This window comes from Exilispira thermophila, assembly GCF_055389015.1.
On record NZ_AP042476.1, the window covers coordinates 1,120,326 to 1,135,159 of the forward strand.

The 14,834-nt window shown below is 21.6% G+C and carries 13 protein-coding genes; 3 read left to right on the forward strand and 10 right to left on the reverse strand.

What is annotated here, in order from left to right:
- Positions 1–28: 28 nt before the first annotated feature.
- From ACZ5EC_RS04830 to mraZ, 4 genes are all read right to left on the reverse strand, one after another.
- Positions 29–1,753 (reverse strand): Mur ligase family protein, encoded by a 1,725-nt coding sequence (locus ACZ5EC_RS04830; protein ID WP_464303827.1) that lies wholly within the window; start codon positions 1,751–1,753, stop codon positions 29–31.
- A 157-nt stretch (positions 1,754–1,910) separates the two neighbouring features.
- On the reverse strand, positions 1,911–2,162 hold the full coding sequence (locus ACZ5EC_RS04835; protein ID WP_464303828.1) for a hypothetical protein: 252 nt from the start codon (positions 2,160–2,162) through the stop codon (positions 1,911–1,913).
- Positions 2,159–3,049: a 16S rRNA (cytosine(1402)-N(4))-methyltransferase RsmH gene (gene rsmH / locus ACZ5EC_RS04840; protein WP_464303829.1), complete on the reverse strand. Its 891-nt coding sequence runs from the start codon at positions 3,047–3,049 to the stop codon at positions 2,159–2,161. The genes ACZ5EC_RS04835 and rsmH overlap by 4 nt, the downstream gene beginning before the upstream one ends.
- A 146-nt stretch (positions 3,050–3,195) precedes the next feature.
- Entirely contained in the window at positions 3,196–3,636 is a 441-nt protein-coding gene (gene mraZ / locus ACZ5EC_RS04845) for a division/cell wall cluster transcriptional repressor MraZ (RefSeq protein ID WP_464303830.1), read from the reverse strand.
- A gap of 320 nt (positions 3,637–3,956) precedes the next feature.
- On the opposite strand from mraZ, the gene ACZ5EC_RS04850 reads away from it, so the two are divergent.
- Positions 3,957–4,763 carry an undecaprenyl-diphosphate phosphatase gene (locus ACZ5EC_RS04850; RefSeq protein ID WP_464303831.1) on the forward strand — a complete coding sequence of 269 codons (807 nt, stop codon included), beginning with the start codon at positions 3,957–3,959 and terminating at the stop codon, positions 4,761–4,763.
- A 20-nt stretch (positions 4,764–4,783) separates the two neighbouring features.
- Positions 4,784–5,950 carry a MalY/PatB family protein gene (locus ACZ5EC_RS04855; RefSeq protein WP_464303832.1) on the forward strand — a complete coding sequence of 389 codons (1,167 nt, stop codon included), beginning with the start codon at positions 4,784–4,786 and terminating at the stop codon, positions 5,948–5,950.
- Between the two features lie 190 nt (positions 5,951–6,140).
- On the opposite strand, the gene ACZ5EC_RS04860 is transcribed toward ACZ5EC_RS04855, so the two are convergent.
- The 6 genes from ACZ5EC_RS04860 to ACZ5EC_RS04885 all read right to left on the reverse strand — a co-directional run bounded on the left by ACZ5EC_RS04860 (position 6,141) and on the right by ACZ5EC_RS04885 (position 13,316).
- Complete coding sequence (locus tag ACZ5EC_RS04860) at positions 6,141–6,842, reverse strand: NlpC/P60 family protein (protein WP_464303833.1); 702 nt, start codon at positions 6,840–6,842, stop codon at positions 6,141–6,143.
- Entirely contained in the window at positions 6,842–7,729 is an 888-nt protein-coding gene (locus ACZ5EC_RS04865) for a hypothetical protein (RefSeq protein ID WP_464303834.1), read from the reverse strand. The genes ACZ5EC_RS04860 and ACZ5EC_RS04865 overlap by 1 nt, the downstream gene beginning before the upstream one ends.
- An 11-nt stretch (positions 7,730–7,740) precedes the next feature.
- The gene (locus ACZ5EC_RS04870) at positions 7,741–9,147 is read right to left on the reverse strand and encodes a hypothetical protein (protein WP_464303835.1); all 1,407 of its coding nucleotides are present in this window, start codon (positions 9,145–9,147) and stop codon (positions 7,741–7,743) included.
- Positions 9,126–10,841: an adenylate/guanylate cyclase domain-containing protein gene (locus tag ACZ5EC_RS04875; RefSeq protein WP_464303836.1), complete on the reverse strand. Its 1,716-nt coding sequence runs from the start codon at positions 10,839–10,841 to the stop codon at positions 9,126–9,128. The genes ACZ5EC_RS04870 and ACZ5EC_RS04875 overlap by 22 nt, the downstream gene beginning before the upstream one ends.
- A gap of 206 nt (positions 10,842–11,047) precedes the next feature.
- Complete coding sequence (gene murD / locus ACZ5EC_RS04880) at positions 11,048–12,610, reverse strand: UDP-N-acetylmuramoyl-L-alanine--D-glutamate ligase (protein WP_464303837.1); 1,563 nt, start codon at positions 12,608–12,610, stop codon at positions 11,048–11,050.
- A gap of 97 nt (positions 12,611–12,707) precedes the next feature.
- Positions 12,708–13,316: a hypothetical protein gene (locus ACZ5EC_RS04885; RefSeq protein WP_464303838.1), complete on the reverse strand. Its 609-nt coding sequence runs from the start codon at positions 13,314–13,316 to the stop codon at positions 12,708–12,710.
- Between the two features lie 109 nt (positions 13,317–13,425).
- Here ACZ5EC_RS04885 and ACZ5EC_RS04890 point away from each other — a divergent pair, with 109 nt between their 5' ends.
- Positions 13,426–14,718, forward strand: coding sequence for a pyridoxal phosphate-dependent aminotransferase (locus ACZ5EC_RS04890; RefSeq protein WP_464303839.1), 1,293 nt, complete (start codon positions 13,426–13,428; stop codon positions 14,716–14,718).
- The last annotated feature ends 116 nt before the right edge of the window (positions 14,719–14,834 follow it).

Genomic DNA, 14,834 nt, shown 5'->3' on the forward strand with positions numbered 1-14,834 from the left:
TTTACTCCTATAATTTTCTGTTTATATTTTATATTTTAAATTTTTCCAGGTTTTTTATCACTTGATTTTTATCAGAAAAATAGATTTTTTCACCTTTTATTTCTTGATAATTTTCATGTCCTTTCCCTGCAATTAGTAAACATGAGTTTTTTAATTCATTCAATTTAGAAATACCTATTTCAATAGCTTTACTTCTATTTTTTTCAACAATAACTTTATCTTTATTATTTATACCCTTTAAAATCATATTTATTATTATTTCTTCATCTTCATTTCTTGGATTATCATCAGTAACAATTACTAAATCACTATACTTTTCTGCTATATTCCCCATTTTTTCTCTTTTTTCTTTTTCTCTATCACCACCACATCCAAATACTGTGATAATATTTTCATAATTTGAATTTTTTAATGTCAATAATACATTTTTTAAAGCATCTTCAGTATGAGCATAATCAATAAATATATCATTTGTATTAAATCTTATTTTTTCTAATCTCCCAGGGACATTTATTTTTTCAAAAGAATTTTTAATCAAATCAAAATTTATTTCTTTAAAATAAAGAACTGATAAAACTGCTGCAATGTTATATGCATTGTATTCACCAATCAAATTTGATTGAATTTCAATTTCAATATCTTTTTGGAATGTATATTTAAATTTATTATTTAAAATTTTATAATCTATTTTCAAAATACCTGAATTATTTTTTATTGAATTTATAAAAACATTAAATAATAAATTTTCTTCATATAATTTATCTTTAGAATAAAAACTATCGATATTATTTTTTCCATAAGTAATAATAAAAAAGTCTAAACTTCCAGAATTTTCTTTTATTTGTTTAAGTTTTTCCAATATTAACCTTGAATTTGGATCATCATGATTAAAAATTAAAATTTTTTTATTTTTTGGAGAATTTTGCAATAAATCAATAAATTTTAATTTTGAACTATAATAATTTTTTAGTGTTTTATGAAAATCAAGGTGATCTTCTGTCATGTTTGTGAAAATAATAGAATCAAATGATAGTGATTCAACTCTTCCTAAAACAGCAGCAATTGAAGAAACTTCTATAAAAATATTTTTTATTCCTTCATTAGCTAAATCTTTTAAGTATTTAAAAATGTCATATATTTCAGGAGTTGTTCTTTCAATCTCTATACTTTTATTTTCATCTTTTAAATTTTTATAATGAACACCTATGGTACCAATTGAAGCAGATAAATTGTTAATAGAATTTAATGCTTCTTTAAGTAGATTAACAGTTGTAGTTTTTCCATTAGTACCTGTAACTCCACAAATATAGAAATTTTCATCAATAAAATTATATTGAAACTTTATTATCCATGGTAATAACAATCTATTATTTTCAGAAATTATTAAATAAAATGGAATTTGTATATTATTTTTTATAGTTTTTAACTTTTCTAAGATTTTATCTAAAAATTTACTTTCAATAAAAAGGATATTAACTTTTAAAGAAATTATTTTATCTATTTCCCCATATGGATTATATTTTTCCCCTTTAATAAAAACAAAACCTTTTAAAATCTCTTTATCAAAAGTTTCTGAAATTTCTTTTCCAAGTTTCCTTGTATCATAATAAATATGTGTGATGAAATTTTTAAAACTTTTTATTTCATCCAGACTTTTATTTTTATAAATTTTTTTATTACTATTAAATTCAATAATATTTTTAATTTGATTTGATTTATTTAATAAATACTTAATTAACTTATAAAAATCCATCTTCCCCTCTAATATAATATTATGATAAACTACATTTTTAATATTTCATTATGTATAAAAGGTTTTTTCATATAATGATGATAAAATTATAATTAAGTATAAAAACTTAAACCAATGAAAATAATTATTTTATATTTAATAATATAATTATAAACTTCTATTTCTCTTTGATAATAAATAAATCATTTGAATTTATATTTTTTAACTCTTCCTCTTTAAAATATTTTGATAAATTATCTATTGAGAACAAAATTTGTTTTTTTAACTCCAAATTTGAATTTTCCTCTTTTAATTCACTAATGTGTTTCTCTAATAAAGAAATTTCATTTTTTACTTTTATTGTTTTAAATCCAATAAATACAATAAAGGAAATAATTAAAATAATAACAATTAAACTTTTTAAATTCATAAACTTACCTTCTGACAAATTCTTAATTTTGCAGACCTTGCTGATCTATTTTTCACAATCTCTTTATATTCAGGAATTATAGGTTTTTTATTAATTTTAATGATTGACTTATTTTCAACTTCTTCTTTAAATAAATTTTTAACAATTCTATCTTCTAAAGAATGATATGTTACAACAAATATTCTTCCTTTTATTATCGTTCTTCTTATAGATTTCAACAGAACTTGTTTTAAATTTTCTAATTCGTTATTCACAAAAATTCTTAAAGCTTGAAAAACTTTTGTTGCTGGATGGATTTTACCATGTCTTCCTTTCACATTTGCAACTAATTCTGCTAATTCTGAAGTAGTTTTAATCTTCTTTTTTTTTCTTTTTTCTATAATCATCTTTGCTATCTTTCTGGAAGCATATTCTTCTCCATAATTATAAAAAATATTTGCTAAATCCTCATATCCAAATGTATTAACAACATCTGCTGCACTATATTTACATTCGTTTGACATACGCATATCAAGAGGTTGATCAACAGAAAAAGTTATCCCTAAATTTGATTCTTTAATATGAAACATTGAAATTCCTAAATCAAACACAAAATAATTAGCATAATTTATTTCTAATTCTTCAAAAATAGAATCAATATTTATGAAATTGGTATTAAAAAGAGTCACTCTGGAAGGATCAAATTGATCTTTTATTTTTTCAAAAAGTTGCTTATCCTGTTCAATTCCAATAATTTTTATTCTTGGATCAATTTTAAGGAACTCTTTAGTATATCCCCCCTCCCCAAAACATGCATCAACAATAACTAAAGAGTTCCTATTTTCAAAATCATGGATATTCATGTTTGAAATAATTTCATTCAATAATACAGGTACATGATAATTCAATTTCTCTTCCCAATTTTCCCTTTTTATAAAATTAATTTTGTATAACTAATTTTAGCTAGTTTTAATTTTTCAAAAATTATTACTATTATTATTATTATTTTTATTATATTAATAAATTCTTTTCATCATAAATAAAATTTATTTTACTAAAACTTAAAATCTGGTATATCTTTTAGTATCGAGTTGATCTGGTCAAAAGAATTTTTATTATACCCCTCCCAATTTTCTTCTGACCAGATCTCGATTTTATCTAAAGCTCCTAAAAAAATCACCTCTTTTTTTATTTTTGCCCAACTTACAAGAGATTTTGGAATAAGAAGCCTTCCCTGTTTATCCAGAATAATCTCTTTAGCTGGGAATACAAAATATCTAAAAAACAATCTATCTTTTTCATTTTTATAAGACAAATGATTATTAAGTGTTTTAACTACCTCGCTCCATCTTTCATAAGTATACAATAATAAAGAACCATCCAACCCTTTGGTAATTACCCATTTTTGATTATCTTTGTTTAATCTAAAATTAGATGGAATTGGAACTCTACCTTTTTCATCAAGCTTTAAATGATATTCTCCATAGTATAACATAATTATAGTACACTTTTCCCCACTTTTCACCACTTATTATTAAATATTTTTAAATTTTGTCAAGTTTTTTTTAAAATATTTTTAAATATCAATAAATATTTGTCGAAAATTAAAAATTGTTTATAGTTTTTTATTTTTGTTATTTTATCTACTCCTTTTAAATAAATTTTATTTACCAATATAGAATTATAAAAACAACTGAAAATTATGATTAATTCCAATTGTAAATTAACTAATAAATGATAACTTTTTTCAAACACAAAAATTAAATTATTATAGAGAAAATATAAGTCTATAAATAAAATAATGGAGGTATTTTAATGTATTTAAAAATTATATTTTTATCCTTATTACAGGCATTTACAGAATTTTTACCTGTCTCTTCATCAGGGCATTTACTTTTTTTTCAGACTATCTTCAATTTAAATCAATTGCCATTGATTTTTGATATTACTGTGCATTTAGGTTCTTTAATTGCTGTTTTAATTTTTTATTTTAAGAACCTTTTAGATACTTTAAAATATTCTTACCTTGAATTAAAAGAAAAACAACAGGAAAAACCACAAACAAAATTTATAATTTATATTACAATTTCTACAATAATCACCTTTCTAATGTATATAAGTTTTCAACCAATATTTGATAAACTTTTTACTTCAGCAAAATATCTATATATAACTTTTTTTATTACAACAATTATTCTTTTTTCTACCTATTTTTTCACAGACAAAAAAACAACTTCAATTTCTAAAAAAAATATACTTTATCCTTTTATAGTAGGTATTTTTCAAGGATTTGCAATTGCTCCAGGAATCTCAAGATCTGGTAGTACTATAGCTGCATCATTAATTCTTAAAGTAGATAGAAAGGAAGCAGCTTATTATTCTTTCACACTTTTTATCCCTGCTGTTTTAGGAGCATTAGTGTTAGATCTTTTTAAAAATTCAGCTCTAGATTTTTTAAAACAAAATTTATTACTTGTAATTATAGCATTTACCATTTCCGCATTCTTTTCATATCTTTTCTTGAAATTATTAGTTTATATTATAAAAAAAGGAAAATTCTGGATTTTTGCTATATACACTTTACTTATGTCTATAATTTCATTTATTACATTTACTTTATAAAAATAGGAAAGGATTTGCTTATGACTTATAATTTTGATAAAATAATAAATAGAAAAGGAACAAATTCAATAAAATGGGATGGAAATATACTTTATAATAAACCAGAAGGGGTATTACCTTTATGGGTTGCAGATATGGATTTTGAAGTTGCTAAAGAGATAGTTGATGCTTTAAAAAAGAGGTTAGAGAATCCAGTTTATGGATATACATTTATACCTGATTCATATTACCAGAGTATTATTACATGGTTTAAAAAAAGGTATAATTATACAATAAAACAAGATTGGATTATGTATACTCCAGGAGTTGTAGCTGCAATTAGTTTTGCAATTCAAGCATTTACCAATAAAGGTGATGAAATTATAATTTTCACTCCAGTATATTTTCCATTTAAAAGACAAATTCTTGCTAACAATAGAATACCGATCGAAATTTCTTTAATAGAAGAAAAAAATTCCTTTAAAATCGATTTTGATAAATTTAAATCATCTATTACAAAAAAAACAAAAATGGTAATTTTTTGTTCTCCTCATAATCCTGTTGGAAGAGTTTGGGATAAAGAGGAGTTGACCACTTTAGCTGAAATCTGTTTGAAAAATAATATTAAAATAGTTTCTGATGAGATTCATATGGATCTAACTTTTAATAAAAAACATATACCAATTTCTTCTATATCAAAAGAAATCGAAAATATTACAATTACCACAACTGCACCAAACAAAACCTTTAATATTGCTGGTTTTATGATGGGAAATACTATAATACCAAATCCAGCTTTAAAAAAACAATATGAAAATATTTTATCAGCTTCTGGAATTCATCTTGCAAATATACCCGGTATTATAGCAACTGAAGTTGCTTATAATTATGGAGAAGAATGGTTAAATCAAGTTCTGGATTACATTTACAACAATTATCTTTTTTTAAAAAATTTTATTGATAAGAATATACCTAAAATTGAGGTTACTGAACTAGAAGGTACTTTTTTAACATGGTTAAATTTTAAAAACACAGGGTTAACTCATGATCAGATTTATGAAAAAATAAATAATAATGCAAAATTATGGTTAAATGATGGATTGATGTTTGGAAAAGAAGGTGAATTTTATCAAAGATTAAATATTGCTACTTCCAGATTAATTTTAAAAGATGCTTTAATCAGATTAAAAGAAACTTTTGGAAAATAAATTATCTGTAGAATATTTCTAATAATATTTAATTTAAGGTATTTTTTTATAATTTATAATAATAATAATTTTAACATTTATCTAATTATATTTATATCATTTTGTTTTGCATACTATTATATTACCTTGTAATATTTTGATAGATTGCATTTTATTTTTTTTATTGTTATGTATTATAATTTTTTCTTTATTATTTTATAAAATCAACAATATTGAGAAAACTATTAAATAAATTTGAAGATAGATACTTTGAAGGTGTTGTTGAAAGATTGGTATCATTTTTTCTTAAATAAGTATTAAAATAAATCCCATTTTTTTTATACACATTTTTATAAATAAGATTCATATAACCTATACTCCACCCACTGGATGATATATGAGCAAATTTATATGTTTTTTTAGTTTTATCATAATCTATTACAATAGCTGCATGAGTTAAAATATCATCAAATAAACCATTTTTATTAGAATCAACAGTATTGTCAAACAGGATTATATCACCAATATTTCCTTTAGTTTTTGAAAGCATAAAATATTTTTCACCCAATCGATATAACCTTTCAACTCCATTATCATAGTTTTTTACTCTGTAATTTAATAAATTTATACCAGCTTTAAAATATACATAATTTACAAATCCTGAACAGTCATAATTGAAATGTAAACCCTTGAAAATAAAAGTTTTTTCTTTTTTTACTTCATTTGCAATTTTAACAATTTTTTCTCTTAAATCAGAATTTTCAATAACATTTTTTGTGTTCTTATTTTCTTTTGTTTTATCAAGATTAATGTTTTCTGATCTATAATATCTATATTCTTCCTGACATGAAACAAGTAGAAAAAAAATAATAAGAAAAATAAAAAGAATTATTTTATTGTTGAATTTACTCATTAAAACTCATCATAAAAAACTAAAAGGATTAATTTTACCTCCCATTCAGAAGCATCTAAATTTTGATTTTTTAAATTATCCAATATCTCTTTTGTTGTAATATTAGAATTCTCATTTTTTAATTTTAAAACAGCATTAACAACTTCTTTAGAAATTTTTGTTGGTCCTTTAAATAAACCCTGATTACCTAAAGTTAAAGCTGTATCCTGTAAATAATCTATATATTGATTAATAAGATCAATCTGTTTATCAATATTTTCTTTGTTTTGTTTAACCAGAATTTTTAATTCATCAAGTTGCTCTTTTAAATTATTTATTGTTTTTTCTTGCTCATCAATTTTTGAGGATAAATACTGTAAATTATTTTCAGCTAAATATTTTTTAGGATTTTTAATAACATCAGAAATCAAATCTGTTAAACTTTTTTCATCAATAAATTTATTTTCTATTTGAATAAAATTTTCACCAGTAAATATTTTAATTTTGTAATATAATGAATCAACAAAATAGAATTTTATTCCTGCTGGAAAGTAGCCATTATAATTTTTTTCATTAATTACTATATTTTCAGGTATAATTGAAATTTCTATATCTTCATTTGTAACATAATACTTTAAATTTTTAATATCTATAAATTTTAAATTGAATAGTATTTTATTTAATGAATTTATTTCTTTTAATCTATCCATTTCAACATTTTTAAAAAGAATTATCTCAAAATTATGTTTATTTTCATCTTCAACAGAATATTTTTGAATCCCATTTTCTAAAGATGTTTTTTCAATTACTTTTAATCCTAAATCATTCCAGTCTAAACTTAAAAATATAAATAATATTGATAATATTATTAAAATTAAAAATATATTATTTATTTTATATCTTTTCATAATTAATCTCCTTAATAATTATATGATAAAACTATTAGATCAAATGGATAAATTGTTTCATCATTAATAACTTTGTCAACAGTAATATAATAATAATTATCACTCTTTCTAATTGTACCTTTTGCAATAATATTAAAATTTCTTAAAACATAAACTGGTTGATTATCGACAACCTCTAAACCATCTTTGAAATATACAAAATATGAATTATCATCATTTTTAGAAACAATGATTCCATCCTCTTTTATTTTTGTTAAATAAAAATCAAGACTTGATTGAATAGTTGAAACAACTTGATTTAACATAGAATTTTCTTTTTTAATATTAAATATAATTTCATTTTTTTCAGATAACACATTATCAGCAGTAATCAATATTGTATTATATTTATAATCTAAATATTTAACTTTTTCCAAAATCTTATTTATTGCTATAGGTACAGAGTTTTTATAAGGTATTTCACCAAGTCTTTTTGTTAATGCAAGAATATCATTAAAATTATTCTCAATATATTCTTTATCTTCAGAATTAATAATATTATCATTCTCTAATATTGATATATTTTCAAATTTAGAATAATTTTCAGGTATTTCAATTTTTGATTTTTCATTTAATATTTTTTTTACATTTTTATCTTTAAAAACTGGATTATATTTATTTTCCAATATGGAAGTATATTCTTGATAATATTCTTTTAGATTATCTATCCTTGTTTCGTAATTTTGAGTTAACTTTTTTATCTTGATTTCATATAGATCTTTAATTTTTTCCATCTCTAAAGCAGACAACTCTTTATATCTTTCAAGTTGCTTCTGCGCTTCTTTTACCTGAGCATTCAACCTAGAATCGTATTTATCAAGTTCTTTTTGTATTTCTGCAATCTCTTGCTCTTTTTGAGCAATTAAAGGGTCATATTTGTCATTAACTTCTTTAATAAGTTTATCCCGTTCTCTTTTTAGATTTTTAACTTCTCTATCTTTTTGGTATTTACTAATATTTTTTACTAAAACCAATTGAATATCATTTGAGATCTTATCTTTAATACTCTGTATTTTTAAATTTTTTTCTTCTTTTAATGCATTCAATTCTTCTTTTGCAGCATCAAGTTTTTCTTGTAACTTTTTAGCTGTATCAAGTAAATCTTTTAAATTAATTTCCTGAAATTCAGGTATTTTAAATGTTGTTAATCTTCTTTTGTTTTCTATATAAATATTAAAGATAATTGTAATAATAATAATTATAGCTATAAAACTAAATACCATTACCCATAAAAAAGTTTGCTTATTTTTTTTTGTTTTTTCAAATTCTTTTTGTAAATCATACAATTTAGGTTTTTCATATTTTTCAGCTACATTTTCTGTGATAAAACTTTTAACCAGTTTATTTTTATCTTCATTTATTTTGTTTTCATTGTCCATATACCATCCCATCCTTCAGGTTTTTGTGTATTTTCTATTCTTAATATAAAAATATCTTTTAAAGGTAAATTACATTTTTTAAAATGTTCCTTAGCAAGAGACCAATCTCCTTTATAATATAGTTCTAATCCTTTTTGAAATATTTCAATTTGCTTTCTCAAATCATCATTAAAATACCTATTAAGAATAGGCCAATAAAGTTTTTTCCCAATAGTTTTTCCTTTAACTCTAACCTGATCAATTTCAATAAATAAAATATCATGATCAGGAACATTTTTTTCTATATCGTCTTTTATATAGCCAGAACAAATAATTGGAACTTTATAAATCCTTGTCAAACCCTCCAACCTTGATGCGGAATTTACATTATCACCAATAACAGTATTTGTCATTCTTTCATTTGAACCAATATTCCCATAAAAAACTTCTCCTCCATCAATACCAACACCTACTTCAATCATTACTGCTCGATAAATTTTAAGTTCAAAATCATCCATTTTACCTTTTTCTTCTATTATCCTTTTTTTTCTTTCTTCCATTTCATCACGTAAATGTTTTGCAATTTCTTGAATCTCATACCCTGCTAAAACTGAAGAATAGGATTTATTCATTTTAGCATCATCCAAAACCCCAAAAACAGCTAATAATGCATCACCAATTATGGAACCGATAACACCATCATATCTAATAATTGATTTTATAGCCTGATCATAATGCAAATTAATTAAATTAATAATTTCAGTACCTAAAACTTCAGTTCTATAAGTAAAATTCTTAATATCAGAAAAAAGGCAAGTCAATTCTCTTTTGCTACCTTCTAATTTGACAACCCTTTCTTTATAAGCTTTAATTGCTATATCTTTATTTGCAAATTTTTTAAATATACTTACAAGGTTATTAATTGTGCTGGCTAAACTATTAAATGCCATACCTAAAAAAGTGATATCATCAGGGGGAGCATCATGTAAATCTATAAGTTTTAAATCTTGAGTTTTTATCATTTTATAAATTTCTTTTGAAATTTTTTCTATATATTTCATTAAATAATTTAATATTATTATACCAATTATTGCAGATAATAGAGAAAAAATTACTATAATAATAGATATTGTTATAAAAATTTTTCTTGTAGCTGAGTAAAACTCATCCTCATTTTCGCCTCTAACTAAATAAACACCCCATTTTTTATTAAATTTATAAACTCCTATATACTTTGCTTTGTTATATTTAAAAGTAATAAAGCCCTCTTCTATGTTTTCATTATTTTTTTCATTTAATATTTTCAAGATTGATGGATCAAAAATATTTTCTTCTGGTAAATTATTAGAAGCTTGAAACAAAAATGAACCATCTGGTTTAATTCCTAATGCAACAGATTTTTTATAAGTAAAATCAGTCTTAGCAGCTTTTATTATATCATTTTTTACCTGGTCAATTTTTTGATTAAATTGATAAATATCATATTGATTGTTTGCAAATTCATATAAACTTTTAAGATCTTTAATTAAAAGCTTTTTCATCAGATTCATCTGTTCATTTCTATTATAACTTAAATTTAAATAATTTGTTGAAAGATTAACTGTTAAAAAGAATAAAACAAAAAATATTATTGTTTTTGTTGCTACTGGAACAATTCTGGTATTCCCAATTTTTTCACCAAATATCATCTCTTTTGTTTTTTTAAATCTACCCATAATCTCACTTCATTTTATTTTATTTATTATATATTAATTTAATATTAAATGTTGTCAAATTTTTTTCTATATTTTTTTCCATTTTTTTTAATTATTTTTTTATTTTTCTCTTAATTTATTTATTATATTTCTTTTTATAAAAAAAATGTAAATAAATTTAAGGTAAATGTTTTGAATAGATTTATTAAGATAAATTTTAATATTTATTACTTTTGGTTTTTTAGCTTTTCAAAAGATTTATTAAACAAATCACCTCTTTCAAATTCATTTCTGAACATATTAAAAGAGGCAAATCCAGGAGAGAGGAGAATAATATCTCCCTTTTTTGAAATATTATATGCTTTTTTGACTGCAAGAAATATATCATCATAAAAATAATATAAATTATTAAACCCTTTATCTTTTAATATTTTTAATAGTTTTTCTGACCCATTTCCATTAAATAAAATTAAATATTTAACATTATTAATAATTGCATTTACCATATTATCAAGATTCAATTCTTTATCTACACCACCAGCAATTAAAATAACTTTTTTCTTAAAAGAGTTGACTGTAGCAGCAACAGCATCTGGAACAGTAGCAGTTGTATCATTATAAAATTTAACCCCATTTAAGCTTCCAATATATTCATTCCTGTATTTCACCCCTTTAAATTGTTCAATTCCAGTTTTTATGATATCCAATGGAACCCCTTCTAAAATTGTTGCTGCAATTGCCAATGATATATTATAAAAATTATGAATTCCCAATAAAGAAGTATTTTTAATTTCAAATAATTTCAGGAATTTAAAATAACCTAATTTTTTTGATGTTGTAAATTGTGTTTTTAAATTTTTTATATTTTGTCTTACATTTTGAAAACTATTTTCAAATTTAAAAATATAAAATTCTTTGTTTTTAAATCCAATTATAAATTCAATTTTATTTTTAAATTTATTTTTAAGTTGTTTAAGCCTATTAATTAATTCATCTTCAGGATGATTTAAATTTGTTACAAATATCAATTTTGATTTAATATTGTCACTTAGTACATAAGAATTAATATAATCATTATCAATATTAAGTATTAGAAAATCATTTTCTTTTTGATATTTATAAATATATTTTTTATCTTTTATATAATTTTCCATTGTTTTATAATAATTAAGATGATCTGGAAGTAATGTTGTAATTATTGCAATATCTGGTGATTTCTTATGAAGTGAAATATCATACAATTGCCATGAAGATAATTCTAATACATATGTTGATAAAAAATTATCCCTTTCAAACTCCTCAAAAAATGATTTTGAAATGTTTCCAGCGAGTTTTACATTTTGGTTTACATCTTTTAAAATTTTATATACAAGACTGGTAGTAGTAGATTTTCCTTTACTTCCAGTTATCCCAATTTTTTTATTTTTAGATAATTCAAAAAAAATACCTGCCGCACTATCAACATAATTCCCATGTTCTAATGCTAATCTCACATATTTGTTGCCCCACTTAATCCCTGCTCCTTTAATTATTATTTCATTATTTATAAAATCTTCTTCTCTATGTTGTCCTAAAACATATTTAATATCTTTAAATTTTTTTAATTTTTCTAAAGATTCTTTTAAATGATTCTCATCTTTTAAATCAGTTACTGTTACATTAGCTTTTTGATTATATAAAAATTTAGTTACACCTAATCCTCCCCCATTTAAACCCAAACCCATAACAAGGACATTTTTATTTTCAAAATCAAAATTAATCCCTTTAATTATTTTTTTTGTATATCTCAATCTTAACTCCCACAAAATTCACATTTTCTTATATTAATTCAAATTATTTAATTATATTTAATTCAAGATTTAAAAAAATAAGACTCTATAGACTTATTTAAATTACATCAAAATCATGATCATTTAAAAAAGATAATTTCCATATTGTAAATGGATCATAAATTAAACCAAAAATTTTTAACCTATTAAAGTTTAAATATCTTACAGTATCAGAAACAGAAAGATTTATCCATAAATATTTTCCTTCAAGTGAATAAATTTTTTCAGCATCTTTATAATAAAAAAGTTTAGCTTTTGGATTTTTAAATTTAATTAAATGAAAATTATCAAATGTAACAAGAATGTTACTTTTGTGTTTTATCAATCTTTCAATTTTTTTATTTATAATTGTAACAGCACTTTTGTTTTCTCCTTTAATAATGTACTTTTTAAAAAACTCTTTGTAAATTAATTTTTTTCCATAAAAAAATAGATAAACAGGATAATCGTTATAATCTTTAGTTTCCAAATTTTCAAGTAAGTACAAAAATTTTTGTTCAGGATTAAGTTTATTTCTAATTTTTAAATAGTTTAAAACAATTTTAAAATTTTTTCTGGAAGTAAAAAATATTTTATTTTCATTTTTCTTTAAAATTTTTTTAATATTAAAATCAGTAATTTCATAATAAGTTAATATTTTGTTATTAAACTTTATAATCTTTTTCATATATAATTTTTTTATCATATTACTTACAAATTACAATATTTTAATCAATTTTTCTTGATTTTTCTTATCAGATATTGTAAATAATTCTAAATACTTAAAAGGAATTGACATGATTAAAAATCTATTTTCAGATATCTCAAAAAGTAAACAAACTTTTGATAAAATAACTGAAATTGCTTCAAAGGCAAAAGAATATGAACAAAATAAAGGGAGAGAATTTACTATAAATGGAACTATTGGAATGTTTAAAGATGAAAATGAACATATTTTTGTACCACAAATAATTAAATCATTAACTTCAAAATTTAAAATTGAAGAATTAGCTCCATATTCTCCCATGAATGGATCAAAAATGTTTTATAAAGGGATAATAAATCTATTAAATTTACAAAAATATGAAAAAAATATTGTCATTCATCCTGTTTCAGGCGGAGTTACAGCTTTACACCATATTGTACATAATTTTAGTGATAGTATTATTATGACTCATAATCCTTATTGGGGGCCTTATAAAAATGTAATAGAAGAACTTGGAGTTAAATTAAATTCAATTAATTTTTTTAAAGATGATCTTAAGTCTATTGATTTCGAAAATATTTCAAAAAAACTATCAAACTTTCAAAACACGAAAATCTTATTAATTATAAATAACCCTTCCAATAATCCTACAGGCAATTCTTTTTCAGAAAATGAATGGAAAACTTTAAAACAAATACTAAAAACATTAGAAAAAAAGCAAAATTTAACTTTTATCCTGTTTTTTGATCTTGCATACATAGATTACTCAGATTATGATTTTACATCTATTTTAAATATTTTTTATGATGATTTCAATATATTTGCTGGATTTTCAATTTCTAAATCATTTTCTTTATATGGATTTAGAACAGGTGCTATAATTTTTTTTGCTAAAGATAAAATTGATAAAGAATATGTTATTTCAAAGTTAAATTATTCTTCAAGAGCTTCAACTGGTTCTATTAATACATTTGGTTATAAACTAATAGAATCTTTTTCAGATAATAGTTTAATTAAAATACTTAGAAATGAACAAAATTATATTAAACATATCATTTCTAAAAGGTCAAAATTGTTTATTGATTTTTTAAATAAATTTCAAATTCCCTATTATAGATATGATAGTGGATTTTTTATTACTTTTAAACCAAAAATTTATGATAATTTCCAGAATAAATATAAAGAAATTGACAATTTTGAGAATCTTTACTTTAAATTTTTATTAAGTTTTGAAAGAAAACTTGAAAAATTAGGTATATTTTTTGTTCCAATTAACGAAGGAATTAGAGTCGCTATTTGTTCATTAACTTTAAAGAAAATTAATTTATTAATAAAAATATTTGAAAACAATAAAAATAAAATTTTAAAAAACAATGAAAATTAGATTTTAATAATAAAATTGAAATTTTGAATTATTAAAAAAATAAGAAATATTATATACTAATTAAAATTTCTCTCCTTAGTACAGTTATGTAATTATTAAATTTAATCTTTTATAAT